Annotated in this window: 21 protein-coding genes; 5 read left to right on the forward strand and 16 right to left on the reverse strand. The window is 72.6% G+C overall.

Annotated elements, in window-relative coordinates; genetic code table 11:
* Nucleotides 1-15 precede the first annotated feature (15 nt).
* The 7 genes from QBL25_RS05970 to QBL25_RS06000 form a co-directional block, all read right to left on the reverse strand.
* Complete coding sequence (locus tag QBL25_RS05970) at nt 16-714, reverse strand: TetR family transcriptional regulator (RefSeq protein ID WP_409055930.1); 699 nt, start codon at nt 712-714, stop codon at nt 16-18.
* Between the two features lie 60 nt (nt 715-774).
* On the reverse strand, nt 775-2,604 hold the full coding sequence (locus QBL25_RS05975) for a bifunctional sugar phosphate isomerase/epimerase/4-hydroxyphenylpyruvate dioxygenase family protein (protein WP_409055931.1): 1,830 nt from the start codon (nt 2,602-2,604) through the stop codon (nt 775-777).
* Nucleotides 2,605-2,620: 16 nt separating this feature from the next.
* A complete protein-coding gene (locus QBL25_RS05980) occupies nt 2,621-3,481 on the reverse strand; it encodes a shikimate dehydrogenase (RefSeq protein WP_409055932.1) in 861 nt (286 codons plus the stop codon).
* 61 nt (nt 3,482-3,542) lie between these two features.
* Nucleotides 3,543-4,916: an MFS transporter gene (locus QBL25_RS05985; protein ID WP_409055933.1), complete on the reverse strand. Its 1,374-nt coding sequence runs from the start codon at nt 4,914-4,916 to the stop codon at nt 3,543-3,545.
* A 292-nt stretch (nt 4,917-5,208) separates the two neighbouring features.
* A complete protein-coding gene (locus QBL25_RS05990; RefSeq protein ID WP_409055934.1) occupies nt 5,209-6,537 on the reverse strand; it encodes an MFS transporter in 1,329 nt (442 codons plus the stop codon).
* Between the two features lie 207 nt (nt 6,538-6,744).
* On the reverse strand, nt 6,745-8,421 hold the full coding sequence (locus QBL25_RS05995) for a PucR family transcriptional regulator (protein WP_409055935.1): 1,677 nt from the start codon (nt 8,419-8,421) through the stop codon (nt 6,745-6,747).
* A 53-nt stretch (nt 8,422-8,474) separates the two neighbouring features.
* The gene (locus QBL25_RS06000) at nt 8,475-9,653 is read right to left on the reverse strand and encodes an acyl-CoA dehydrogenase family protein (protein ID WP_409055936.1); all 1,179 of its coding nucleotides are present in this window, start codon (nt 9,651-9,653) and stop codon (nt 8,475-8,477) included.
* A gap of 286 nt (nt 9,654-9,939) precedes the next feature.
* Between QBL25_RS06000 and QBL25_RS06005 the strand changes: the two genes are divergently transcribed.
* Nucleotides 9,940-10,890, forward strand: coding sequence for a hypothetical protein (locus QBL25_RS06005; RefSeq protein WP_409055937.1), 951 nt, complete (start codon nt 9,940-9,942; stop codon nt 10,888-10,890).
* An 80-nt stretch (nt 10,891-10,970) separates the two neighbouring features.
* Here the strand turns inward: QBL25_RS06005 and QBL25_RS06010 are convergent, their stop codons facing one another.
* The 6 genes from QBL25_RS06010 to QBL25_RS06035 all read right to left on the reverse strand — a co-directional run bounded on the left by QBL25_RS06010 (nt 10,971) and on the right by QBL25_RS06035 (nt 19,223).
* Complete coding sequence (locus tag QBL25_RS06010) at nt 10,971-13,190, reverse strand: NADP-dependent isocitrate dehydrogenase (RefSeq protein ID WP_409055938.1); 2,220 nt, start codon at nt 13,188-13,190, stop codon at nt 10,971-10,973.
* A 109-nt stretch (nt 13,191-13,299) separates the two neighbouring features.
* Nucleotides 13,300-13,728 (reverse strand): YbjN domain-containing protein, encoded by a 429-nt coding sequence (locus tag QBL25_RS06015; protein WP_409055939.1) that lies wholly within the window; start codon nt 13,726-13,728, stop codon nt 13,300-13,302.
* Nucleotides 13,729-13,810: 82 nt separating this feature from the next.
* Complete coding sequence (locus tag QBL25_RS06020) at nt 13,811-15,025, reverse strand: Hsp70 family protein (RefSeq protein ID WP_409055940.1); 1,215 nt, start codon at nt 15,023-15,025, stop codon at nt 13,811-13,813.
* A complete protein-coding gene (locus tag QBL25_RS06025) occupies nt 15,022-16,926 on the reverse strand; it encodes a dynamin family protein (protein ID WP_409055941.1) in 1,905 nt (634 codons plus the stop codon). Before QBL25_RS06025 ends, QBL25_RS06020 begins: the two co-directional genes overlap by 4 nt.
* The gene (locus QBL25_RS06030; RefSeq protein WP_409055942.1) at nt 16,919-17,332 is read right to left on the reverse strand and encodes a hypothetical protein; all 414 of its coding nucleotides are present in this window, start codon (nt 17,330-17,332) and stop codon (nt 16,919-16,921) included. Before QBL25_RS06030 ends, QBL25_RS06025 begins: the two co-directional genes overlap by 8 nt.
* 232 nt (nt 17,333-17,564) lie before the next feature.
* A complete protein-coding gene (locus QBL25_RS06035; RefSeq protein ID WP_409055943.1) occupies nt 17,565-19,223 on the reverse strand; it encodes a dynamin family protein in 1,659 nt (552 codons plus the stop codon).
* A gap of 380 nt (nt 19,224-19,603) precedes the next feature.
* Here QBL25_RS06035 and QBL25_RS06040 point away from each other — a divergent pair, with 380 nt between their 5' ends.
* A complete protein-coding gene (locus QBL25_RS06040) occupies nt 19,604-20,857 on the forward strand; it encodes a cytochrome P450 (RefSeq protein ID WP_409055944.1) in 1,254 nt (417 codons plus the stop codon).
* 37 nt (nt 20,858-20,894) lie between these two features.
* On the opposite strand, the gene QBL25_RS06045 is transcribed toward QBL25_RS06040, so the two are convergent.
* Together QBL25_RS06045 and QBL25_RS06050 are read right to left on the reverse strand one after the other, a co-directional pair.
* The gene (locus QBL25_RS06045) at nt 20,895-22,475 is read right to left on the reverse strand and encodes a phosphodiester glycosidase family protein (protein WP_409055945.1); all 1,581 of its coding nucleotides are present in this window, start codon (nt 22,473-22,475) and stop codon (nt 20,895-20,897) included.
* Between the two features lie 185 nt (nt 22,476-22,660).
* Complete coding sequence (locus tag QBL25_RS06050) at nt 22,661-23,191, reverse strand: CGNR zinc finger domain-containing protein (RefSeq protein WP_409055946.1); 531 nt, start codon at nt 23,189-23,191, stop codon at nt 22,661-22,663.
* 26 nt (nt 23,192-23,217) lie between these two features.
* On the opposite strand from QBL25_RS06050, the gene QBL25_RS06055 reads away from it, so the two are divergent.
* Nucleotides 23,218-23,730 carry a GNAT family N-acetyltransferase gene (locus QBL25_RS06055; protein WP_409055947.1) on the forward strand — a complete coding sequence of 171 codons (513 nt, stop codon included), beginning with the start codon at nt 23,218-23,220 and terminating at the stop codon, nt 23,728-23,730.
* Between the two features lie 174 nt (nt 23,731-23,904).
* Nucleotides 23,905-24,153: a hypothetical protein gene (locus QBL25_RS06060; RefSeq protein WP_409055948.1), complete on the forward strand. Its 249-nt coding sequence runs from the start codon at nt 23,905-23,907 to the stop codon at nt 24,151-24,153.
* A 46-nt stretch (nt 24,154-24,199) separates the two neighbouring features.
* Here QBL25_RS06060 and QBL25_RS06065 read toward each other — a convergent pair whose 3' ends face one another.
* Nucleotides 24,200-24,598: a VOC family protein gene (locus QBL25_RS06065; protein ID WP_409055949.1), complete on the reverse strand. Its 399-nt coding sequence runs from the start codon at nt 24,596-24,598 to the stop codon at nt 24,200-24,202.
* A gap of 142 nt (nt 24,599-24,740) precedes the next feature.
* Between QBL25_RS06065 and QBL25_RS06070 the strand changes: the two genes are divergently transcribed.
* A complete protein-coding gene (locus tag QBL25_RS06070) occupies nt 24,741-25,481 on the forward strand; it encodes a hypothetical protein (protein WP_409055950.1) in 741 nt (246 codons plus the stop codon).
* Nucleotide 25,482 lies beyond the last annotated feature (1 nt).

Below are 25,482 nucleotides of genomic sequence, written 5' to 3' on the forward strand. Positions count from 1 at the left end.
CCTCCTGGGCGCAGGCTACGCCGCCGGGCCGGGCCTCAACCCGCCGTGTGCGCTTCGGGATTGGTCCGAGGTCAGATAGGAGATGACCATGTCCCCCAGCATCGTCCGGTAGTGCTCGCGGCGGGAGGCTTCGGTGAGGTCGCGGTCGAAGAGCGCGCGGAAGGTGTGCCGGTTGGAGACGCGGAAGAAGCAGAACGAGCTGATCATCGCGTGCAGGTCGACGGCGTCCACCTCGGCGGTGAACACGCCCTGCGCGCGCCCGGTTTCCAGGATCGAGGCGATGACGTCGATCGCCGGTGAGCTGAGGGAGGCCAGACTCGGCGAGGCGCCGATGTGCTGTGCCTCGTGGATGTTCTCGATGCTGACGAGGCGGATGAAGTCCGGGTGCGCCTCGTGGTGGTCGAAGGTGAGCTCGGCCAGCCGGCGGATGGCCGAGACCGGGTCCAGGTGCCCGACGTCGAGCTGCTGCTCCTCATGCCGGATGACCTTGTACGCCCGCTCCAGGACCGCGGTGAACAGCCGGTCCTTGCTGCCGAAGTAGTAGTAGATCATCCGCTTCGTGGTGCGCATGCGGGCGGCGATCTCGTCCACCCTGGCCCCCGCATAGCCCATGCGGGCGAACTCCTCGGTGGCCACGTCGAGGATCTCCCCCTGCGTACGGGCCGCGTCCCGGGTGCGCTTGACGGGCGGGGGCGGGGGGGCTGCGGCGGCCATGCGGCTCCTCGGGGCGGACTCATCGGCGCCGGCCAGTCTAGTGCTGGTGAGGAGAGCGGCTCAGGCCGGCGATGGTCCCGGCTGGTGCTGGTTGAGGTGCTGGGCCGCCAGCCGCACGGCCGCGTTCTGTGCCCCGTACCCCTGGTAGCCGCCCGTGCGCTGCACCAGCTCGAAGAAGACGCGCCCGACCGTGGCGGTGTAGCAGTGCAAGAACTCCCCGTTCTCGTCCCGGTCGTAGAGGATGCCGAGATCCGCCAGGGTGGCCAGGCGCTCCGGATCGAACGCGTGGCGGGCGTCGAGGTCGTCGTAGTAGTTGGCGGGGATCGGGAGCAGGCCCGCGCCCCGCTCCCGGACGCGCCGGGCGGCGGCGACGATGTCGCCGGTGGCCAGCGCGATGTGCTGGAGGCGGCCCCCCTGGGCGTCCGGCGCCGGCGCGATGTTGAGGACCAGGCGCACCCCGCCGTCGGGGGACGCGACGGCCCGGCTGCGCACGAGGCCGTAGGGGTCGGCGAGCTCCAGGCTGCCGTCCGCCTCCAGACCCAGCACACCCCGGTGGAACAGCGAGGCCTCGTCGAACTGGTGCCAGGGCTGGGTGAGGGCGATGTGGTCGATGTGCCGGACGGCCGCGCTCTGTCCGGGGGGCTCCTCCGCGGGCCGGGCGCGCGGCGGCAGGGCGGTGAAGTCGCCGGTCCAGCTGGGGTGGTCGGGCTGCCGGGTGCGGCAGAAGAAGAACTCCGTGCCGTCGGGTGCGGCGACCGCGTCCAGGGGTGCGTCCCGCGGCGCCCTTCGCCGGGGCACGACGGGGGCGAGCAGCGCTTCGGCGCGCCGTGCGGCCCGCTCGGGGGCGGCGGTCTCCACGCCGACCGCGGTCAGCGCGGGTTCCTGACGGCGGCCGCTGACACCGGTGTTGAGCAGGATGCGGGCCTGTCCCTGCTCCCACAGTTCCACCGGCTTCCAGGTGTGCCGTGCGGTGGGGGCGAAGCCGAGGGAGTCCAGGAGGGTGCGCAGCGGTTCGGTGTCGGCCGCCGTCAGCTCGGCGAAGGCGAAACCGGAGGGCACGGCCGCGGCGGGCAGCGTGGACAGCCCGGCCGCCTCTTCGAGCAGGAGCAGCGAGCGGAGCGCGTCGACGGCGGTGGAGGCCGCCCCGGCCTGCCGGAAGACGTCGTTGAACACTTCGAGCGACAGCGGCCCCTGGTATCCGGCGCGTACCGCGGCGGCCACCAGCGAGGCGACGTCGAAGCCGCCCTGGCCGGGGAAGCAGCGGTAGTGCCTGCTCCACTGGAGGACGTCCATCGCCATCAGGGGCGCGTCCGCCAGTTGCAGGAAGAAGATCTTCTCGCCGGGGATGGACTCGATGCCCTTGGGGTCGGAGCCCCGGGAGAGGATGTGGAAGCTGTCGAGGCAGGTGCCGAGGGCCGGGTGGTCCGCCTGCTCGACGATCCGCCAGGCATGGTCGTACGTACTGACGTGCCGGCCCCAGGCCAGGGCCTCGTAGGCGATGCGGATGCCGTGGGCCGCCGCCCGGTCGGCGAGCAGCCGCAGCTGCTCGGCGGCGAGCGCGTCGTCGTCGACCGACTCGGGGGCGACGCTGGAGCAGACGAGGAGCAGGTCCGCGCCCAGGCGCTCCATTACGTCGAACTTGCGTTCAGCGCGCCGCAGATTGCGGGCGAGCAGCTCGGCGGGGACGGCCTCGAAGTCGCGGAACGGCTGGTAGAGGTCGATGCCGAGCCCCAGGTCCGCGCAGCGCAGGCGGACGTCCTCGGGGCTGAGCGGGGCGCCGAGCAGATCGTTCTCGAAGATCTCCACGCCGTCGAATCCGGCGGTGGCGACGGCGGTGAGCTTCTCGGACAGCGGGCCGCTGAGCGAGACGGTGGCGATCGACGTGCGCATGGTCTCTGGTCTCCTGTCAGGCCGGGAACGCGGCCAGGTCGCCGAGGTCGGCGAACATCGGTCCGGTGTGCGGTTCGAGGCCGGTGAAGAGCCGGAAGGCGTCGGCGGCCTGGAAGACGGCCATGCCGCCGCCGTCGAGGGTGCGGCAGCCCAGGGCGCGTGCCTCGCGCAGCAGTTCGGTCTCCAGCGGCCGGTAGACGACTTCGGCGACCCAGAGGCCGGGCCTGAGCAGCGCGGCCGGCAGCGGCAGCCCCGGGTGCGCGACCATGCCGGTCGGCGTGGCGTGGACGAGGCCGTCCGCTGCGCCGACGCTCTCGGCCGTCGCCCCGGCGGGCGCGGACACCGCGCGGCCCGCCCCGAAGCGTGTGACCAGGGCGGCGGCCAGGGCGGCGGCGCGGGACGGGTCGGTGTCGATCAGGGTGACCCGGTCCACGCCGAGGTTGAGCAGGGCGTGCGCCACCGCGGCGCCGGCCCCGCCCGCGCCGAGCTGGACGACGTCACCGGTCGGCGCGTCGGCCAGGCCGCGGGCGAAGGACCGGGCGAAGCCGGTGGCGTCGGTGTTGTGTCCCACGGCGCGTCCGTCCCGGAAGACGACGGTGTTCACGGCGCCGAGTTCGGCGGCCTCGGGGGCCAGTTCGTCCAGGTGCTCGATGACCAGCTGTTTGCAGGGGTGGGTGATGTTCAGTCCGTCGAAGCCGAGGCGGCGGGCGGCGTGCACCAATTCGCCCACGGCCTCGGGCGGGACGCCGAGGACGTCGATGTCGAGGGTGCGGTAGACGAGGCGCACGCCGTGCCGGTCCGCCTCGCGTTCGTGCAGGGCGGGGCTCAGGGACGGGCCGATACCGGCGCCGATCAGGCCGGTGAGGTACGAGGTCATCGAGGGTTCCCGGGGGTCGGCTTGGCGGGGTCGGTCAGGCGGTCTTGGCAGGGGCGGCGGCTCAGAGGGCGGCGGCCTCGGGCGCCGTGGCCCGCGTCTTCACGTCGCCGCCGCGCAGCCCCAGTTCGGCCGTGGGCACCCGGTGCGTCTCGCGGCCGGTGGCCACGGCGATCGCGCAGAGGGCGCAGAACGCGGCGGTGAAGACGGCGACGCCGACCCAGCCGTCGCCGTCCGGGCCGTCGATCTGTGCCGCGAAGGTGACCGCGAAACCGGCGACGGCGAAGCCGATCTGGGTGCCGATGGCCATGCCGGAGAGACGGACCCGGGCGGGGAACATCTCGCCGTAGAACGAGGGCCAGATGCCGTTGGCCGCGCTGTAGACGACGCCGAAGAGCAGCACCCCGGTCGCCAGGACCAGCGGGTAGCTGCCGGTGGAGATCGCCCACAGGTAGACGAAGATCATGACTCCGCTGCCCAGTGCTCCGACGAGGAAGACGGGCTTGCGGCCGATGCGGTCCGAGAGCCTGGCCCAGAGCGGGATGGCGAGCAGGGCCACCGCGTTGGCGCTGCCGGCGACCCAGAGCATGCCCGTCTTGTCGAGGCCGACCGCGTCGCTCGTGGCGTACGACAGGGCCCAGACGGAGAAGATCGTGCTGACCGTCGCGATGAGCGCGGCGGCGACCACCCGCAGCACGTCGGCCCAGTGGTCCCTGAGCAGCTCCGCGAGCGGCATCGTGGCCACGTTCCGGTCGGCGGCGACCTGGCGGAAGACCGGGGTCTCGTCGAGGGTGCGGCGGATGACGTACCCGGCGACCGCGACCAGGGCGCTCAGCAGGAACGGGATGCGCCAGCCCCAGCTGTACAGCTGCTCGTCCGGCAGGGCGGCGACCGGCAGGAACACCAGGGTCGCCAGGAGCTGGCCGGCCTGGGTGCCGTTGAGGGTGAAGCTCGTGTAGTACCCGCGCCGGCCCTCGGGTGCGTGCTCCAGCGTCATCGCGTTGGCGCTGGCCTGCTCGCCGGCCGCGGACAGGCCCTGGAACACCCGCATCAGCACGAGCAGCACCGGAGCGAGGGTGCCGACCTGGGCGTACGTGGGCAGGCAGCCGATGAGGAAGGTGGAGAGCCCCATGAGGATCAGCGTCCAGACCATGATCCTGCGGCGGCCGAGCCGGTCGCCGAAGTGGCCGAGGACGAGGGCGCCGAGGGGCCGTGCGGCGTAGGCGACGCCGAAGGTCGCCAGGGAGATCAGGGTGGCGGTGGCCGGGTCGTCGGGGTCGAAGAAGACCTTGGGGAAGACGAGGGCCGCCGCGCTGCCGTAGATGAAGAAGTCGTAGTACTCCAGCGCGCTGCCGATCCAGGCGGCGAAGGCCGCCTTGCGCGGCCTGCCCTGGGGTGGCGCGGCCGGTGGCGGGTCGGCCTGCGGGTGAGCGGACACGGGAACTCCTCGGGGAGGACAGCGCACCCGGTGGCGGGGCGGCTGCGAGGGGACGGGGGCCGACGCTGCCGCGGGGGAAGCGCCGCGGCGGGTGCGAGCGGTGCGCGCCGGGCACGTGCGGCGGTCGCGGTGGGCGCCCGGCGCGTGCGGCAGTTGCGGTGCCGCACCCGGCGCGTACAGCAGTTAACGCACTAGATAGTTAATTAATCTGAGGGAGATGCTGGCCCCGCCCCTCGCGCCGTGTCAATACATCTGCCGTGATGGACGCGCCCCCGCCGGGCGCGGCCGCCCGTCAGACGAGATCGAGGTCGCGCTCCCGGGTCTCGGGCAGCGCCAGGACACACCCCAGGGACAGCAGGGCCATCGCGCTCATGAACCAGCCGCCCGCCTGCGGACTGTGGTGCTCCGCCAGCGCGGTCACGATCAGCGGGGCGGCCGCACCGCCGAGCACTCCCCCGAGGTTGTAGGAGAATCCGGCGCCGGAGTAGCGCATCCGCGTGCCGAAGAGCTCGGGCAGATAGGCGCCCGCCGGGCCGTAGATGATGCCCATGCACAGCAGCGCGCCGCTCAGGGCGACGGCGATGAGGACGTAGTTGCCGGTGTCCAGGAGCGGGAAGAGGACCGCGCCCCAGACCACGCCGAACGCCGCACCCGCGATGATCAGCTTGCGGCGCCCGACGCGGTCGGACCAGCGGGCGACGAAGAAGGTCGACAGGCCGAGCACGGCCACGGCGACGAGCGTGAGGGCGAGCATGTCGTTCTTGGGGATGTCGAGGGTGCCGGTCGTGTACGTCATGCAGTACGTGGCCGCCGTGTAGAACATCACGTACACGACGGTGATCATCCCGGCGCCGAGCAGCATCTCCCGGGGATGGCGGCGAAAGGCCTCCACGAGCGGAGCCTTCGCGGTCTCGCGCTGCTCCATGACCTTCGCGAACGCCGGTGTCTCGGCGATCTTCAGACGGATGGCGAGACCGAACGCGGCCAGGGCGAACGAGAGCAGGAAGGGGATGCGCCAGCCCCAGCTCTCGAACGCGTCGTCGTCGAGCACCGAGGACATCAGGAGGAAGGTCACGGTCGCCGCGAAGTAGCCCACCGGGGAGCCCATCTGGGGCGCCGCCGCGTACAGACCGCGCTTGTTCTTCGGGGCGTGTTCGACGGCCAGCAGCGCCGCGCCGCCCCACTCGCCGCCGAGGCCGAGACCCTGCACGATGCGCAGGAGCACCAGCAGGACCGGGGCGGCCACACCGAGGGTGTCGTAGCCGGGCAGCAGGCCGATGAGGCCGGTGGACAGGCCCATCATCAGGAGCGAGACCACCAGGACCGTCTTGCGGCCGACCCGGTCCCCGTAGTGACCGAAGATCGCGGCGCCCAGCGGACGGGCCGCGAAGCCGACCGCGAAGGTCGACAGGGTGGCCAGCGTGCCCGCGGCCGGCGAGAGGTCGGGGAAGAAGGCCTCGTTCAGGACGAGGGCGGCCGCGGTCCCGTAGATGTAGTAGTCGTAGAACTCGATGGCCGTCCCGATGAAGCTCGCCGAGGCGATGCGGCGCATGCCGCGCGGGGACGCCTCGGCTTCGGCCTGCGTGGCCTCGTCCGGGGTGTTTCGGGCAGGGGTGTCCATGGTCTGCTCCGGGGAGTGGGAGAAGGGCGTCCGTCGCAGAACGCGAACGGGCTGTGAACGTAAGCCCGTGCCCGGCACCCCCGAGTTGTCCGTCCGGACAGCTTTGACCACGCCCCGCTGTCCGCCCCGACAACGCCCGGTTCAGCGGCCGTTCAGCGGTGGTTCGACGGCGGTCCGGCGGCGGTTCAGCGATGGTCCGGCGGCGGTTCAGCCCGTGGGAAAGGCGTCGGCGCCCGGAGTCCCGCAGCTCAGGCGCAGTTGGAGCATGGCGGCGAGGCGGTGCTCCGGGTCCTCCAGGTCGAGTCCGGTCAGGGCGGCGGCCCTGCGCACCCGGTAGCGCAGGGTGTTGGGGTGCACGTTCAGGTTCTTGGCGACCTGGGTGACGTCGCCGAAGGCGTCCAGGTAGAGGAGCAGCGAGCGGGCGAGCTCGGTGCCCTGCTCGGCGTCACGGGCGGCGAGCGAGGCCAGGGCGGGGTGGCGGATCTCCCCGTGCCGGCCGAGGAGTTCGACGAGGTCACGCACCATGAGGGAGGCCGTGAGCCGGCGGTGGGTGTCCACGGTCCGCTCGGGCGTGCGGGCCATGAGCCGCAGGGCGTGGTGGCCGCGGAGCTTGACCGCGGGAATGTCGTCCAGGCGCTCGGCGGTGCCCGCGACGGCGGCCTGGACCGGGGTCCTGGTGTGCCGGCGCAGCGCGGTCACCAGCTCGGAGGCCCAGCGCACCAGCGGCCCGTCGTCGCCGGCACCGTCCGCCGCGGGCGCGGGATGCGGCTCGGGAAGCATGACGTAGATCTGCCCGCACGCCTGGGAGACCAGCGCGTTTCCGCAGTGGGCGGCGGCGTGCACCGAGACGATGTCGGCGGCTTCGGCCCGGCGCGCGTCCTCCCCGATGGGATCGCCGCCGCCGTCCGTGGGCTCGCGCAGGTCGAGGGCGACGACACGGACGCCCGCGGAGGACGGGATGCCCAGGTGGACCGCGACGGCCGCCGAGTTGAAGCGCCCCGTGAGCAGTCCGTGGGCGAGGTCGGCCCGAGAGGGGAGGCGGGCCGCGGAGTCCCCCTGGTAGTAGTGGTCGACCAGTTGGGACGCGGCCAGCCTTGCGGCGCCGCGCATCGCCTCGCCGGAACGCTCGGCCAGGGGCCGCTCGCCCTCCTGCACCCAGATCGTGCCGAGGGGCCGGGTGCCCGCGTTGATGCCGACGACCAGGCGGCGCCGGGTGCCCATGTCGGGGCGCGCCTCGACCTCGACGATCTCCTCGCCCGAGCGCACCCGGCGGTAGACGCCTCCTTCGCGCAGCAGCGCGAGATAGGCCTCGGGGCAGTTGCGGCCCAGGATCGACCTGCGGCGCAGTTCGTCGGCCTGGTCGCCGGAGTCCGAGTACGCCATGACGCGGTGCGCGCTGTCCTCGATGCTGACCACGCCCTGGGTGAGCGTGGCCACGGTCTGCGCGAGGGAGAACAGGTCGCCCCGCGTGTCCGATCCCGCGCCCGGGTGCCGCGACACCGCGCGTGCGGCGCCCTCGACCTCGCGCCAGCGCGTACGGGCCGGTACGGCGCAGACGGCGATGCCCACCTCCTCGGCGGCGGCCCGTATCGCCTCGGACGGCCCGTCTTCGTCGCCGCCCAGTTTCACGGCGACGGCGGCGGCGCCGGCCGCACCGGCCGCCGCCACGACGTCGGCCGCCCCGGCACCGCGCGCCCCGACGGCGAGCACGAGCGCCCCGCGGGCGTCCGAGAGGGTCTCCCCCGGCTCGGCGATGACCACGTCCCTGATCTCACCGCCGCCGGGGCCGTTCCCGTCCCGGACGACGACTCCGTGGAACGCGGCGGCGATGCGGCCCAGCGGAGTGTCGGGGGCGTGCGTGCCGTGCCTGTCGGCCAGATTCATGACCGCAGGGTAAGGCCCCGTCCTGTGGGCCCTCAGCCCCGTCCTGTGGGCCCTCAGCGGCGCACCCGTGGCATTCCCAGGCCGATCCAGGAGATGATCTCGCGCTGGATCTCGTTGTTGCCGCCGCCGAAGGTGAAGATGACGGCGCTGCGGTAGCCGCGCTCCAGCTCCCCGTGGAGGACCGCGCCCGCGGAGCCCTCCTTGAGGGAGCCCGCCGAGCCGACCACCTCCATGAGCCAGGCGTACGCGTCCCTGCGCGCCTCGGAGCCGTAGACCTTCACGGCGGAGGCGTCCTGGGGGGTGAGGGTGCCCTCCTGGACGGCGTTGACCATCTGCCAGTTGAGGAGCTTCATCGCGTCCAGCCGGGTGTGGGTGCGGGCCAGGCGCTGGCGGACCCAGCCGAGGTCGATGACGCGGCGACCGTCGGCGAGCTTGGTGTCGGCCGCCCAGCGCTGCACGTTGTGGAAGGCGCGGATGGCCATGGTGCCGTGGGCGGCGAGCGTGACGCGTTCGTGGTTGAGCTGGTTGGTGATGAGCCGCCAGCCCTTGTTCTCCTCGCCCACGCGGCGCGAGACCGGGACGCGGATGTTCTCGTAGTAGCTCGCCGTGGTGTCGTGCGAGGCGAGGGTGTTGATGAGGGTGCAGGAGTAGCCGGGGTCGGTCGTCGGCACCAGGAGCATGGTGATGCCCTTGTGGGGCGGGGCGTCCGGGTCGGTGCGCACGGCCAGCCAGACCCAGTCGGCGGTGTCGCCGTTGGTTGTCCAGATCTTCTGCCCGTTGACGACGTAGTCGTCGCCGTCCCTGACCGCCTTGGTCTTCAGCGCCGCGAGGTCGGTGCCCGCGTCCGGCTCGCTGTAGCCGATCGCGAAGTCGAGTTCGCCGGAGAGGATCTTCGGCAGGAAGTACGCCTTCTGCTCGTCCGTGCCGAACTGCATCAGGGTGGGGCCGACGGTGTTCAGGGCCATCAGGGGCAGCGGGACGTTGGCCTGCGCGGCCTCGTCGAAGAAGATGAACTGCTCCATCGGGGAGAGCCCGCGCCCGCCGAACTCCTTGGGCCAGCCGACGCCGAGCCAGCCGTCACCGCCGAGGCGGCGGATGGTCTCCCGGTAGAACCGCTTCTGCGCGGCGGGGTCGGCGTAGCGGGCGTACGCGTTGTCGGGCACCAGCTCGGCGAAGTACGTGCGCAGTTCGGTGCGCAACTGCCGCTGCTCAGGCGTGTATTCGAGGTGCACGGCCCCTCCTGCTTTCGCTGGCTCTCCGGGCTTGGGCTTGACGGCGCACACAGTAGAACGCGTTTCAGAAATAGGGAATGGCAGTGACGCAGGTGCGCGTGCGCGCCCTTCGGAAGTGATCCCAGTTTAGACATTGTCTCGGTTTGGTTTCGGTCGCCAAATCGATGAGTGCCGGGCTGAGCGGCGTCCGTATGGACTCTTCGAACGCACCAAAGCAACTCGAATTGATCCGAAGCCATCCGAACTGATCCGAACTGATCTGTACGCCGACATAGGGAGATCTCCGATGTTCAGCACCGACCGCCGCGCGAGCGGCACCGCGACCCTCCGCAAGCACATCGCCTACTTCGCCTCCTTCGCCGCGGCGGGGGCCCTGCTGCTCTCCGCCTGCGGCGGTGAGGACGGCGTCGGCGCCGCGAGGACCCCGGACTCCGCGCCGTCCTCCGCCACGCCGGGCGCCGACGGCTCCATGGACCTCGCGCTGAAGTCCGGCACCGCGCGGCAGAACAACGCGCCCGCGAGGACCGGGGACTGGGCCAATCAGCCCGGCGAGGCGGCGTCACGACCGGTGCAGCGCAAGTGGGTCCAGCTGTCGGCGGCCCGGGCGGGCGAGCTGGATCCGGTCGTCGTCAACGGCTCCGGCTTCACCCTCTACCGCTTCGACAAGGACACGGCATCGCCCTCCAAGTCGACCTGCAACGACGCCTGCGCCACCACCTGGCCGCCGGTCCTGGTGGACAAGGGGAGCAAAATCTTCGTCGACGGCGTGAACGCGTCGGACGTCGGCGTGGTGCGACGGGACGACGGCACCCGCCAGGTGACCGTCGGCGGCTGGCCGGTCTACCGCTTCAGCAAGGACCTCAAGCCCGGCGACACCAACGGCCAGGGCGTGGGCGGCACCTGGTTCGGCGTGCGGCCCGACGGCCAGAAGGCGGGCGCGCCGGCCGAGGACGAGCCGGCCGAGGCCCCGGACCAGGCCCAGGCCGCGCCCGCGAGCAGCGCCATCCTCTTCGACGGGGCGGGCTTCTCGGACGACGAACCCGCGCAGGGCGTCGCGGGCGAGGGCTGCCAGAACGTCGCCCGCCCCAAGGTGACGTCGTCCATCTCCGTGAGCGGCTCGATGAAGCTCTGGTCGTCCCCCGACTGCAAGGGCACGTCAAAGGTCATCAACGGCGACGTGGCGGACCTGTCGACCCTCGGCTTCGACAACAGGATCAGCTCGGTGACGTTCGGCTAGAACCCGGGCCCGGCCGGGCAAAGGCCCGCCCCCGGCAGCGTCGTGCTGCCGGGGGCGGGCCTTCGTCGGGTCCTGGCGGGTCAGCCGAGGAGGGCCAGCGCCTTGTTCAGGGTGGCCGACGGGCGCATCACCGCTGCCGCCTTGGCCTCGTCGGGCCGGTAGTAGCCGCCGATGTCGGCGGGCGAGCCCTGGACGGCGTTCAGTTCGTCGACGATCGTCTGCTCCTGCTCGACCAGGGTCTTGGCGAGCGGCGCGAACGCCTCGGCGAGCTGGGCGTCCGCGGTCTGCTTGGCCAGCTCCTGGGCCCAGTACATGGCCAGGTAGAAGTGGCTGCCGCGGTTGTCGATGCCGCCGACGCGGCGGGTCGGCGACTTGTCCTTCTCCAGGAAGGTCGCCGTGGCGCGGTCGAGGGTGTCGGCCAGGACCTGGGCGCTGGCGTTGTCCGTGGTCTGCGCGAGGTGCTCGAAGCTGGACGCGAGCGCGAGGAACTCGCCCAGGCTGTCCCAGCGCAGGTAGTTCTCACGGACCAGCTGCTGGACGTGCTTGGGGGCCGAGCCGCCCGCGCCCGTCTCGAAGAGGCCGCCGCCGTTCATGAGCGGGACGATCGAGAGCATCTTGGCGCTGGTGCCGAGCTCGAGGATCGGGAACAGGTCCGTGAGGTAGTCACGGAGCACGTTGCCGGTGACCGAGATGGTGTCCTCGCCGCGGCGGATGCGCTCCAGGGAGAACGCGGTCGCGTCCACCGGCGACATGATCTCGATCTGCAGGCCCTCGGTGTCGTGCTCGGGCAGGTACGCCTTGACCTTCTCGATGAGCTGCGCGTCGTGCGCGCGGGTCTCGTCGAGCCAGAACACGGCCGGCGAACCGGTCGCGCGGGCGCGGTTGACGGCCAGCTTGACCCAGTCGCGGATCGGGGCGTCCTTGGCCTGGCACATCCGGAAGATGTCGCCGGTGGAGACGGTCTGCTCCAGGACGACGTTGCCGGCCTTGTCGAGCGCGCGCACGGTACCGGGCGCGGCGATCTCGAAGGTCTTGTCGTGGCTGCCGTACTCCTCGGCCTTCTGCGCCATGAGGCCGACGTTGGGCACCGAGCCCATCGTGGCCGGGTCGAAGGCGCCGTTGGCGCGGCAGTCGTCGATGACGACCTGGTACACGCCGGAGTAGCTGGAGTCCGGCAGGACCGCGAGGGTGTCGTGCTCGCCGCCGTCCGGGCCCCACATGTGGCCGGAGGTGCGGATCATCGCGGGCATCGAGGCGTCGACGATGACGTCCGACGGTACGTGCAGGTTGGTGATGCCCTTGTCGGAGTCGACCATCGCGAGCTCCGGGCCCTCGGCGAGCTCGGCCTCGAAGGACGCCTTGATCTGCTCGCCCTCGGGCAGCGCGCCGAGGCCGTTGAGGATGCCGCCCAGACCGTCGTTCGGGCTCAGGCCCGCGCCGGCCAGCACCTCGCCGTACGCGGCGAACGTCTTGGGGAAGAAGGCGCGCACGACGTGGCCGAAGATGATCGGGTCGGAGACCTTCATCATGGTGGCCTTGAGGTGCACGGAGAACAGCACGCCCTCGGCCTTGGCCTTGGCGATCTGCGCGGTGAGGAATTCACGCAGCGGACCCACGCGCAGCACGGAGGCGTCGACGACCTCGCCCGCGAGGACCGGTACGGACTCGCGCAGCACGGTGGTGCTGCCGTCCGCGCCGGTGAACTCGATGCGCAGGGTGTCGGCCTCGGCGATGACGGTGGACTTCTCCGTGGAGCGGAAGTCGTCGACGCCCATGGTGGCGACGTTCGTCTTCGAGTCGGCCGTCCAGGCGCCCATGCGGTGCGGGTGGGCCTTGGCGTAGTTCTTCACCGAGGCGGGGGCGCGGCGGTCGGAGTTGCCCTCGCGCAGGACCGGGTTGACGGCACTGCCCTTGACCTTGTCGTACCGCGCGCGGATGTCCTTCTCCGCGTCGGTCTTCGGGTCGTCCGGGTAGTTCGGCAGCGCGTAGCCCTGCGACTGGAGCTCGGCGACGGCCGCCTTCAGCTGCGGGATCGAGGCCGAGATGTTCGGCAGCTTGATGATGTTCGCGCCGGGCGTCTTGGCCAGGTCGCCGAGCTCGGCGAGGGCGTCGTCGATGCGCTGGCTCTCCTCGAGGAACTCGGGGAAGAGAGCGATGATGCGCCCCGCCAGGGAGATGTCACGGCTCTCCACGGCGACCCCCGCCGTCGAGGCGTAGGCCCTGACCACCGGCAAGAACGAATACGTCGCGAGGGCCGGGGCCTCGTCAGTCTGGGTGTAGATGATGGTCGAGTCAGTCACCGGGTGCTCCGCTCCACGTCTGCAACATTGCTCGACATCAAGATATCTCCTGATCGCCTCCCCCCACGAAGCGGCCCCGCTTCCCGGCCGTCACGGCCTGCAACATCGGTCACAGACCGTAGTGCTCGTTCAGCCAGCCGAACAGTTCCAGGCAGCAGCTGAGCGCCCAGTCCATGACCTCGGCGAACTGCTCCCGGTCCAGTTCCAGCTTTCCCGGCAGCGTCCACGCGCCGTGCAGGTCGCTGCGTCCCTCTTCGTTCTCGTAGACGTACGCCTTCGGAAGCAGGTGTTCCTGGTTGTACTGGTTCACCGCGGCTACGGCCAGGGGCACCTCGTCCTTGGCAATGAAGCCGCTGTCGGTCATGGAGAAGTGCACCATCTCGCCGATGTCCGCGATGAAGAGCGTGACGCTGTCGCGGCCGGGGGTGTCGACGGCGAACTGAAGCAGGCGCGTGTCACCGCTGACCTGATACCGGTAGTCCTTCTCCCGCGCGTAGTCATGCAGCAGCTGGCGCCAGGAGTCGCTAAAAGTGGCCATGGGCACATTCCCTCTCGATGGGTTCCGCTCCACGGACCCGGTCCTTGGATCCGCTGGGTGGGTCCGCTCCGCGGACCCACGGTCACCGCGCGTGCCTGCGCACCCGCGCGATGAGGTCATGGTTGAGTCCGGCCCGCAGCTGCCGCGCCACCGGATCGCCGGGGGCAAGCCCCGGCGGGAGATCGCCCTCGGCCAGGACGCGCCGGGCCAAGAGGACAGCGCCGCCGGCCACCGCCAGATCCGGGTCAGCTACGACCCTTACGGTCCGCTTCGACCGTTCCGCCAGGGCCTCGCCCACCGAGCGCAGCCGGCTGCTCCCGCCGACGGGCACGACCGCGTCGACGTCCGGCCAGTCGAGCCCGGCCGCGGCGAGCGTGCGCTCGCACTCGGCGAGGGTGCGGGCGAGAAAAGGGCCGAGAAGCCCCGCGAGCTCATTGCTGTCCATGGTCACCGGCACGAAGCCGCCGTCCGTGGTGAAGTACTCGGTGTGATCGTTCACCACGGAGAGCTGGTGCTTGAGCGTCTGGCACTGGGCCAGCATCTGAAGCCGCTCCAGGAGTGCGAACCCGTTCTGCGCCGGGGCGTCCAGAGCGCTCCGCACCACCTCGGGGAAGTGGGCGGCGAGCCAGCGAAGGATCTCCCGGTCGAACGCCCCTCCGCCGACGTCCGCGAGGCCGCCCGGCGCTCCGGCCAGTTCGAACCGCTCCCCCGCGCTGTGCGCCACCGCCACGTCGAAGGTGCCGCCGCCCAGGTCGTACACCAGGAAGGCGCGGCCGTCCTCGGGCCGGTGCTCGGCGAAGGCGTGCGCGAGGGCCGCGACCGGCTCGGTGACCAGGCGCACGGCCGAGCGCCGGTAGCCGGCGCTCTCCGCGACCTCCAGCATCAGCTCACGGTTGCCCGCCTCCCAGCTCGCCGGCACCGTGATCACCACGGCCTGCGGCTCCTCGGGGACCTGCTCGAGCGCGCGGACCCGCAGGAACGACAGCATGTCGGCCGTCAGCTCGTGCGGCTGCCGCGCGCGGCCTGCCACCATGAGCGGCACCGGCTCGCCGAAGTGCCGTTTGAACTCTGCGTGGTACTCAACCGGATTGGCCATCCGGATCGCGAACGCCGCCTGCCCGACCGCCAGTTCACCGCGCGGCGTGGGACACACCGCCGTCCGGATCGACAGGCCGGCGTGCGGGGCCGCCGGGTCCTTGACCCCGGTCACCGTGCCGTCCTGCCGGCCGATCAGGAGTGCGGAGGTAGAGGTGCCGAAGTCGATCCCGTGCACCAGTCCCGCAGTGGAGCCGTTCACGTGCCACCCGCCTGTTCGGTCAGCTCCCGCGCCGCCGCGATGAGCTGGTTGTAGCGGTCCCTGCGCTCGGTCAGTTCCGCCCGTCGTGCGCGCTGCTCCGTCTCGCTGCGCCTGCGCTCCTCCTCCACTTCCCTGCGGGAGCGCTCCAAGGTCTCCCGGGCCTCCTCGATGCCCCGCTCGATATCGGCGACGAGAAGGCGCGCAATCTCCCTGGCCGCGTCGTCGAAGGCCGCCAGGGCACGCGCCTCGTTCGCGCGGATCTGGGCCAGCGTGCTGGAGGTCAGGGAGCTGATCGCCTCCTTGGTCCACTCTTTGCGCTGCCGCTCCGCACGCTCCCGCTCCGCGCGCCGGGAGTCGGACCAGCCCGTGATGGCACCCACGACCTTGCCGAGCAGCCCGCCGAGCGCCGCGCCGACGGCGATGCCCGGAGGTCCGCCGACCACGCCGATCATGCCGCCGATGACTCCGCCGAGTCCGGCTCCGGCGAGGGCGGAGCGCCAGGTGTTGCTCAAATGGTGCGCGGGCTGCCCGCCGCCCTCCCCGAGCCCCGGCGCGAGCGCCGAGACGTCCCGCAGCTGCGGGGTGAACCCGCCGACGGTGAAGCTGGCGGGCCGGTAGGGCACCTGGGTCTGGGCGGCGAAGGCCTGCTGCACCTGCCGGGCCGCGTCGTGCAGGTGGCTCATCGCCACCTCGACCCCGTCCACGAGGAGCCGGCCTATCTCCCTTACGGTGCCGTCGAGTTGGCCGGGGTCGCTCGCGAGGGCCGCGTTGGCGGACAGGTCTTGGCGGGCGGCCTCGAAGATGCCTTCGAGGCCGTGCTTGATCCGCAGGGTCTCGTCGTGGAACACGCGGGGCAGCTCCGTGCGCCAGTGGGCGCTGCGCGCCTGGAGGTCCGCCGCCAGTTCGGCGCGGCGGGCCAGCTCCTGGTCGAACCGCTCCATCTCGCGGTCGGAACGGGTCTCCAGGGCCAGGTCGATCGGGGCGCGGGCGGCCTCCAGGGCGTCGGCCAGGCCCGCCACACAGCGTGCGACACGGCGGCGTCCCACGCGCGTGACGAGCCCTTCCCACAGCTCCTTCTCCAGTTCGACGAAGCCGGAGTCCGCGAGCAGCTCGGCATCGCCGGACTCGCGGGCCGAGGCACGCAGCGGCGAGGAGACCGGCAGCACCACGAGCTCGTCCTCGGCGCGCCCCGTGACCTGGGCGATCTTCTGGCGGGCCGCCTGGAGCGAGGGTGCCGGGTCGACCACCTGATCGCTCCGCGTCAGCACGGAGATCACGGTCGGGCACTTGGCCAATGCCCGCCCCAGGAAGTCCAGTTCGTCGGTACTGAAGGTGACGACGAGGTCGCCCACGAAGATGAGGGCGTCGGCCTGGCCGAGGAAGGCGTGGGTGGCGGCGTCGTGGGCGAGGTTCATGCTGCCGACGCCCGGGGTGTCGACCAGGACGAGGCCGGTGCGCAGCTGCTCCAGAGGCAACTCGATCCGGACGAGGCGGACGTTGCGTACGTTCTCCTCGTTCTTCTGCTCGGTGACGTAGTCACGCAGCTCGGCCAACGGGACTTCGACCGGCGTCAGTTCCCCCTCGTCGTGGCCCTCCACGGCGAGGTAGGCGGTGGCCCGCTCCTCGGCACCGTAGGCCAGGGTGGAGACGGTGTTGGTTGCGACGTGCACGTCGACGGGGAACAGTCCGGGCCGCCCGATCAACGCGTTGAGCAAACTGGACTTGCCCCGCTTGTACTCGCCGCACACGACCACGTGGTATTGCAGGCCCTCCATCGTGGCGCGGTGCTCCCCGAGCTGGCGCGGCGGCTCGCGTCCTACCTCCGGGTCGGCGCTCAAAGCCCGTTCCGCGCGGCCGAAAAGTTCCCGGGCGCGGGCCCGCAGCGGCTCGACGTCATCCATCGCCCGCTCCTTCCTTCACCGCCACATAGACGGTGACCTGCGCGGGCCGTACGGGCTCCGCGCGCCAGAGGTAGCCGGGACGGAGATTCGTCGCGACGTGGTTGACCAGTTCGGGTCGCGGCGCGGGCTCGGAGAGGACCGACTGGTGCCGCAGCGGGTCGAGTTCGCCCTCCCCTTCGTACGGCCGCACCTCGCAGTCGGCGAGCACCCGCAGCAGGGACTGCTCCAGCCAGTCGAGTACGGAGGGATCGAGGGGAGTCCCCTGAGGCCGCCCGCGCAGGACGGACACCCGGTCGAGCATGTCGATGAGCGCGGGGACGACGAGGAGGGGGCCTTCGGGTTCGGCCACGGTGACCGGTTCGGCCGACGGGGCGGTCGTAGGCTCGGGCGCGGACGGCTGAGGCACGGACGATTCCGGCGCGAGCGGCAACGGCGTGAGCGGTTGAGGCACCACCGGCTGCGCAACCTTCTCAGGGGCCGGCTCCTCAGGAGCATCCGGCGCCTTGCGCCCGCGCAGGCGGCGCCACCATGCCCGTGGATCCCACCATGAGTACTGCGAGTACTGCCGTGTCATCTCGGCCTCCTTCAAGGGCCGTTGGAACACCTGCGGCGCCGAGCCCGATCGGCGTCAGTCGGGGTCAGTCGGCATCGTGGAACAGCAGCCGCTCCGCCGACGCGACGCGTTCGGCGATCCGGTCGTACGTACGCAGCACGGTGCGCGCGGCAAGGACGGTGGCCGGTGCGTGGAACGGGTCGTCCACCCGCACGCGCCAGGCCGCGCGCCGCTCGGCGAGTACCGAGCGGAAAACGGAGAGCGACGCGTCGGCGGGGAGTGCGAGCCGGGCCGCGGCGGACCGTCCCCGCTCACCCGTGACCAGCAGCACCTCTTCGCTCTCCGCGGGCGTGAAGTCGAAGTCGCCCCGGTACAAGCCGGTCAGCAGGGCGATCTCGGCGGGCCCCGGATCGGTGAGCCGGAAGCGCTCGAGCGCGGCGCCGACCTCGTCCACCGTCCGGCCGAACGCGGACCCTCGGTTGCGTTCGCGGTGCAGGGCACGGGAGGCGTGGACGGAAGTGGTGGCCTGGCGCAGGGCTGAGTCGAGCTTGATCAGCGCGGACCGGTTGCCGAAGTGCTGGACGATCAGGTCACGCAGCGCCGCCACGCCGCTGTCGACGAGCAGCGCGCCGCGTAGGTCGGTGAGTGTCGCGCCCTGCCGGATCAGCACGCACGCGCGGTGCACTCCCCAGGCACCGAGTCTGCGCAGCAGGGCGGCGCGCTCCTGGGGCGGGACGGTCAGATCCTCGTAGGACTGCTGGGCGAACCTGCGTTCGTTGCGCAGTCGGTTGACCAGCACCCGGCCGTCGGTGTCGGCGAGCTTCACCAGGGACACGTGCTCGTCGTCGGTCAAAGTCTGCGCCCCGAGCCCGGTCAGTCCGGCCACCGGGAGCACGGTGTGGAAGGCGCCGCGCAGGGCGGGACGCTCCAGATATCCGGCCACGATCTCGCGTCCGGCGTCGAGCGGGTCGTAGTCCAGCGGGTCCGGGTTGCCCGGCAGGTCCGCGGACGGCGGCCAGAACTGGTCGCAGCGGGTGAGGACGCCGAAAGCCCGCAGTCCGTTGACCGCGCTCTGGTGCACGCCGACGAACTCCTCGACGACCTGGATGTCGGCCCTGCCGAGCGCCCGGGTGAAGAGGAAGAGCACGGCGTCCGCACGGTCGAGTTCGGCCACGCTGTCGTCGTGCACCTCTTGTGCGTCCCGCCCGATGGCGTCGAGGACGGCCTCGCTCTCGGCCTGCGCCGCGGGGTCCTGAATGCCCAGGAAGGCAGCCGCGTTGGCGGCGTCGGTGCGGTGCACGCTGGCCAGACCGGGCGTGTCGACGAGCCGGAACGACCTGAGGAGTTCGTTGGGCTGCCCTGCCTCCAGCTTACGGATGCCGCGCAGGGTGTCGAGGGACTCCGCGTCCCGCACCGTCAGCCGCGCCAGCTCTTGCGGGGACACGTCGCGCGGTGGCCGGTCCCCCTTGTAGTGCACGGTCAGCCGCGGTTGGCGCGCGTGGTGGAACTCGGTGACGTTGAACGTGGTCTCCAACTGCCCGACCGCCACGATCTCTTCCCCGAGCAGCGCGTTGACCAGAGTCGACTTCCCTCGCTTGAGCTGGCCCGCCACCGCGAGCCGCATCGGCTCGCCGAGCCGCCCCGCCGCCGTGTCCAGCGTCGCGCCGAGCTCGCTCGCACCGCCTTCGGCGGCCGTGCGGGCCAGCGTGCCCAGAGTTTCCCGTGCCCCGGTCCGCACGCTCATGACCGCCACCCCCCGTCGGGAGCGGACGCCTCGACGAGCAGGCCTGACGGCCCGTCCTCCCCCGATGGATGAAGTATGGAGAACGTCGCGGAGCGGGAGCAATACGACGGAGGCAGGTTCCACGAGCAAGGTCCGGGCAGAGGCAGACGGGTGAGACGGAAGTCGTCGGGAGTTGTTGGAAGCGGTCAACGGTCCGGGCGGGTTCGTCCAGCCGACTGCTCACGTCGACCGCTCGCGTCGACTGCTCCTGTGGGTCATACGCTCGGGGGGGCCTCCGCGGGCGCGGCCTTGGTTGCTGTCCGGTTCCCACAGGACCGGGTCGGCGTTCCTGGCGAGGGGGCCGGTCCCCGCGGCGGGGCCGCCGCCCCGAGGATGAGCGGGTGATCGCTTCCCTGGACCCCGCCGACCCCGCCTTCGCACGCGACCCGTACCCGTACTACGCGCGCCTTCGCGACCAGGCCCCCGCCGTCCGGGTGCCGCTCGCCAACGGGACGTACGCCTGGCTCGTCACCGGGTACGAGCGGACGCGGGCCGTCCTGGCCGACCCGCGCTTCTCGAACGTGCCCCCGCGGGGCGCCGGGCGGCCCAAGGGCGACTCGCCCGCCCAGCGGGCCCGCGCCTGCCTGGCCCGGCACATGCTCAACTCCGACGCCCCCGACCACACCCGGCTGCGCAGACTGACGACGGCGGCTTTCGCCCCGCGCCGCGTCGACGCCCTGCGGCCGCGGATCGAGGAGCTGACCGCCGGGCTCCTGGCGGAGATGGCGGGGCGGCTGCGGCGGGAGGGGACCGTGGACCTCGTGGACGCCTTCGCCTTCCCGCTGCCCGTCCTGGTGGTCGGCGAGGTGCTCGGGGTGCCGGAGGCCGACCGGGCGGACCTGCGGGACTGGACCTACCGGGTCGGCTCGCCCGCCGACGCGCTGGAGCCGGGGGCGGTGGACGAGGCGTGGACCGGCCTGTACGCGTATTTCACCGAGCTGATCGCCCGCAAGCGGCGCGCCCCGGGGCCCGATCTGTTCAGCGCGCTCACGCAGGACGCGACGGAGGGCGGGCTCGACGACGGGGAACTGCTCGCCATGGCCTTCCTCCTGCTGTTCGCGGGCTACGAGACCACGATGAACCTGCTGGCCTCGGCGTCGCTGCTGCTGCTCACCCACCCCGAGGAGCCGGCGGCCGCACGGAGGGAGCCGGCGCGGTGGCCCGCCGTCGTCGAGGAGACGCTGCGCCACGCCAGCCCGCTGGAGGGCACGACGTGGCGGCACACGACCGAGGAGGTGGACCTCGGCGACGGCGTGGTCATACCCGCGGGCGCCTCCGTGCTCGCGGTGCTCGCCGCAGCCAACCGCGACCCCCGGCACTTCCCGGACCCGGACGCCTTCCGCCCGGAGCGCCACCTGGCCAAGGCCGACGGAACCCGTCCGGCACCGCACACCGCCTTCGGCCACGGACCGCACTTCTGCGTCGGCTCACGGCTGGCCCGCCTGGAGGCGGCGATCGCCCTGCCCCGGCTCTTCTCGGCCTTCCCGGGCCTGCGCCTGACGGCCGACCCGGCGCAGCTCCCCTACCGGCCGGGCCTGCTGGTCCGCGGCCCGCGCCAGGTCCCGGTCGGCCTGCGCGACGGGGTCGGTCCGTGAGCCGGAGCGTGGGTCAGTGCGGGAGCCGGACCGGGGGTCAGTGGGTGAGCAGGAGTGCGTCGCCCACCGGGCGCTCCGCACCGTCCGACGGGGAGTTGATCACCTTGCCGTTCACGGCCATGGTGACCGAGCCACCGCCGTCCAGGGCCATGGCCCGCACCGCGCCGAGCGACTTCATCAGCTCCGCGCCTTCGTTGAGGCCGAAGCCGTCGCTGTGACCGGGCTGCCGCCCGTCCGCGGCCACCAGGAGCACGCGGCCCTTCCGGTCGACGCCCAGGAGCGTGCGCGGGTTGCGCTTGATGCCCCAGGTGTACGCGAAGGAGGGGTCGCCGGGGCGCTCGATGCCGTCGGCGGCGTAGTTCACCGCGACCTTGCCGCCGCGCACCAGCTCGGGGCCGCCGTTGACGAGGTCGTCCCCCGGGGCGAGCTTCAGCTCCTTGCCCCGTTCGTCGAGGATCCGCCGGCTCACCTTCAGGGCGCCGCCCGGCTTCGCGTGCGTACGCAGCCAGGTGGCGCCCGAGCCGATGCCCGCCAGGACGCTGCCGCCTTCGGGCACCGCGCCGCCCCGCGCACGCACCTCGCGTACCCGGCCGCTCGCGTCGAGCACCGCCTCCACGCCGTCGCCCGCCGGGGTGGGCGCGCCGAGCTCGTCGGTGAACTCCACGATCTCGTCGGGGTCGGTGCACGTCACGTCGTGCCGCGGCCGCTCGGTCGGCGCGTCGCCGCCGACACCGCCGCAGTTGCGGATCAGGCCCGTCACCCGGTTCACGCCGTCCACGACCGCCGACGCGGCGCCCGCGCGGACCCGCAGGTCCGTCCTGAGCTTCGCGAACTCCGGGCGCAGACCGTCGCCGCGCAGCACCGCCGCGATCCGGCCACCGGTCGCCGCGCTCTGCACCTCACCGTCGTACGCGGCGATGCCGGCGGCCGCGCCCGGCACGCCGTCCTTGCCCTCCATGACGAAGAAGCCCGCGTTGACACCGAGCAGGGCACCGTCCGCCGATGCCATGGCGCTCACCGTCTCGCGGCCGGCGACGCCCGTGCCGTACGTGCCCTTCATCGCGCCGCCGTAGCGCCCGGGGTCGACGATCGCGACCTTGACCCGGGCGATTCCGGTGCCGGGCAGGCCGTCGGCGCCGGTCCACTCGCTCACGGCGTCGAACCCGGCGTCGGCGAGGGCCTTGCGCCGGGCGTCGGCGTCGGCCCGCGCGGCGTACTCCCCCACGCGGACGCGCACCCCGACCACCCCGCGCCGGTCGGAGCCCCGCGGCCAGGCGACCGCTTCGGTCCGTGCGCCGAAACCGGCCCCGCGCACCTTCCCGGCCAGGGCCCGCGCGTCCCGCTCGGCGCTGAGGTGGGCGCCGTTCGCGCGCACCGTGACCGTCCAGTGGTCGGCGCCCGGCCGTCCCGAGATGCTCCCCTGGTAGAGATCGACCCCGGACGCGAGGCGGTCGTGGCGCCAGTCGGCGATCGGCCCGGGGGCTGCGGACGCCGAGGCGGCGGCCGCGGTGTCCCCGTAGCGGTCGGCGGCGACACCGGGGGCGAGGAGCCCTGCCGCGGCGAGGGTGACCACCGAGGCCTTCGCGGCGGCGCGGAACGGACGGCGGGCGAGGACCACGGGGACTCCTGGGTCGCGTAGGGACACCTGCGGGCACCTGGGCGCACCCGCGGGCACAGGTGCCGGGCGCGCCGAAGCGCGTCCACAGGCAGCGAACGCGAGCGTGCGGACGGTGGTCGATCCCAGGAGTGAATACCAGAAGTCGGGCCGGAAAACAGGGCCCGGCCCCGCGGGCCGCAGCTGATTCAGTCGTCCCGGCCCGTGGTGCGCGCCCGGTGGCGGCGCACCGCGTCACGGTTGGCGCACCGCTGGGAGCAGTAGCGCTGCCGTCCGGTGCGCGAGGTGTCGGCGAAGATCGTGGCGCACCCGGTCACGGCACACCGCCGGAGGCGGTGCATGCCCCGCCCCGCCAGATGCAGCGCCGTGCCGACCGAGATCAGCTGGAAGAGCAGGGGGCCGAGCGACTGCCAGTCGTCGCGGTAGTGGAGATGCCAGCCTGAGCCCGCGTGATCGGTCAGGCGCGGGTACGCGGCGGAGGCCGCGAGCATGCCGTTGAGCAGGGCGGCGCGCTCGTCCTCGTCGGTGGCGTCGACGACCTTCTCCCATCGGTCCAGGGCGTCCTGGGTGCGGTCCAAGTCCTCCTGTGCGACGGGGCGTTCCAGGACGAGACCCGCCTCCCGGCAGCGATCGGCGAGTTCGTCGGCGGTCCGCGGGCGTCGGTTGGCGAGGTCGGCGGCCAGATTCACGACCTCCTCGCCGTAAGGGTTGAGGTGCACAGGACCATTACATCAGGCTGATCGTCATGCCACAACGCACCGCACACCCCCTCGCCCCACGCCCGGCGACCGCACCCGTACGCCCGGCGACACACGACGACATCCCCGAACTCGTCCGGCTGCGGGCGCTGTTGTTCGAAAACCTCGGCGGCGCCTACTTCAACCCGCCCGCGGGCGGCACCGGCTGGCAGGACGCCCTGGCCGCCGTCCTGGAAGAACAGCTGGCCGCCGGCGCCCTGCACGTCCTGGTGGTGGACGGCGACCAAGGGCTGGCCGCGTGCGCCGTCGGCTCGGTCGAGCAGCGGCTGCCGGGCCCGCATCTGCGCAACGGCCGGGTCGGTCTGGTGATCGGCGTGGTCACCGACCCGGCGCACCGGCGGCGCGGGCACAGCCGCTCGCTGATGCGAGGCCTGCTCGACTGGTTCCGGGAGCGCCAGGTGGCCCGCGTGGACCTGTACGCCTCCCCCGAGGGCGAGCCCCTCTACCGCGACCTCGGCTTCGTCGGGCATCCCGACCCCGCCCTGTACTGGCGCCCGTGACGTCCTGCCCACGGCCGGGCAACCGGCCCCTCTCCTGTGGCCGACACGGCCCCGTCGGTCCACCGTGGCCCCGTAGGAGGTGTTGCCGCGAGCACGGCGGGTAGCCGCGCCTGCGCATCGGAAACCGCGGCGACACCGAGCGGGAACGACGTGACGAGAACTGGAGGGACCACCGTGAGCGACGAGCTTCCCGAGACCCGGGGCGAGGACGAGACACCCGTACCGAGGGATCTGCCCGATCAGCAGGCGTCGGACGAGGAGGACCGCTGGGAGCCGGACGACGATGCGGCGACCACCGGCAACGCCCCGGACGCCGACGACGACGTGCCGGACACGGACGAGGCCGGCACCGGCCGGCGCGGCGCGCCCCACTCGGGCGGCGTCCGTCCGGACCAGCCGGTGCCGGACGAGCCCTCGGGCTGACCGGCCCTCACCCGGGCCCGCGCCGGGGGCCCGTGCCCGCGCACGCTCAGCGGGTGGCCCCCAGCCGGGCGGACACGGCGAGGGTGAACGAGTGGCCCGCCGGGTCGCTGTAGGTCCGGGTGTCCCGGGGCCCCGAGTTGTCCTTGGTGTCCACGGGGCGCGCACCCAGGCCGATGGCCTCGCGCTCCGCCTCGTCGATGTCGCCCTGGTCCACCAGGATCCGCAGGTGCGCCTGCTGGGAGTCGTCCGGTCGCGGCCAGCTCGGCGGCGCGTAGCCGTGGTCGCGGTGGACGGCGAGGCGGATGCCCTGCCCGTCGGACACCTCGAAGTAGTCGGGGTCGTCGCCCATGCCCGCCGTGCCGCCGAGCAGCTGCGCGTAGAACTCCGCGAGCTCCTCCGGCTTCGCGCAGTCAAGGACGAGGACGGCGGTCTTCTTCACACTCATGGGGCCCCTCTTCGATCGGCACGGAAACGGGCGGCCGCGTCGTCCGGCCACCCCGCGACGGTCCGGGTTCCCCGCACCACCCGCCTCAACCGGCCCCCGCGCCCGGCCCCACGGGCCGCCCGCCGCGGGCGACACTGGGGGCATGTACCTCGTCGACCAGTGCCCGCCCCCCGCCGTCTACGGCCGTCTTCGCGTCGAGCGCGGCGACCTCTCGCCCGCCCGTTGGCTCGAGCAACGCCCGCCCCACGACGACGGATTCGGCACGGTCGCCGGTGTCTGCGCGCCCGGCTTCGAGGCATACGCGCGGATCCTCCACCCGGCCTGGCTCGGCACCACGCCGGTGCGCTGGGACCAGGTGGCGGCCGTCTACGGCCGTGCCGTGTCGGCCCAGACGCGCTGGCACGAGCTCATCGGCCTCGGCGAGCGTCTTCTCTATCGCAACGACGACACCCCGGCCGTCCCCGGCGTCTGGGACGAGCACCCCGACGAGGGCCCGACCCCCGCCGCCGTCGCCCGCACCCTGATCCCCGCGCTCACCCGGCACACCCGCACCCCCGACCGCTGCTGGTACGGACTCTGGGAGGGGTACGGCCAGTACAACTGGGACGGGTACCCGGTGTTCCACACGCCCGGCCGCCACGAGATCCTGCTCTCCGGACCGCTGGACGACGCCGACTCGCCCGCGTCGCCCGCCGGCGATCCCGACGAGGCGGCGCCCGAGCTCCCCGACCTGTGGTGGCCCGAGGACCGCGCCTGGTGCGTGGCCGGCGACGTCGACCTGGTGAGCACGTACGTCGGCGGCTCTGCGGCCTGCGTCGCGGATCTCCTCGCGACCGAGGGCATCGAGGCGTACGAGATCGCCGAGACGTCCGCGGTCGACTGAT

This window comes from Streptomyces sp. SYP-A7185 (assembly GCF_046103685.1).
Taxonomy (GTDB): domain Bacteria; phylum Actinomycetota; class Actinomycetes; order Streptomycetales; family Streptomycetaceae; genus Streptomyces.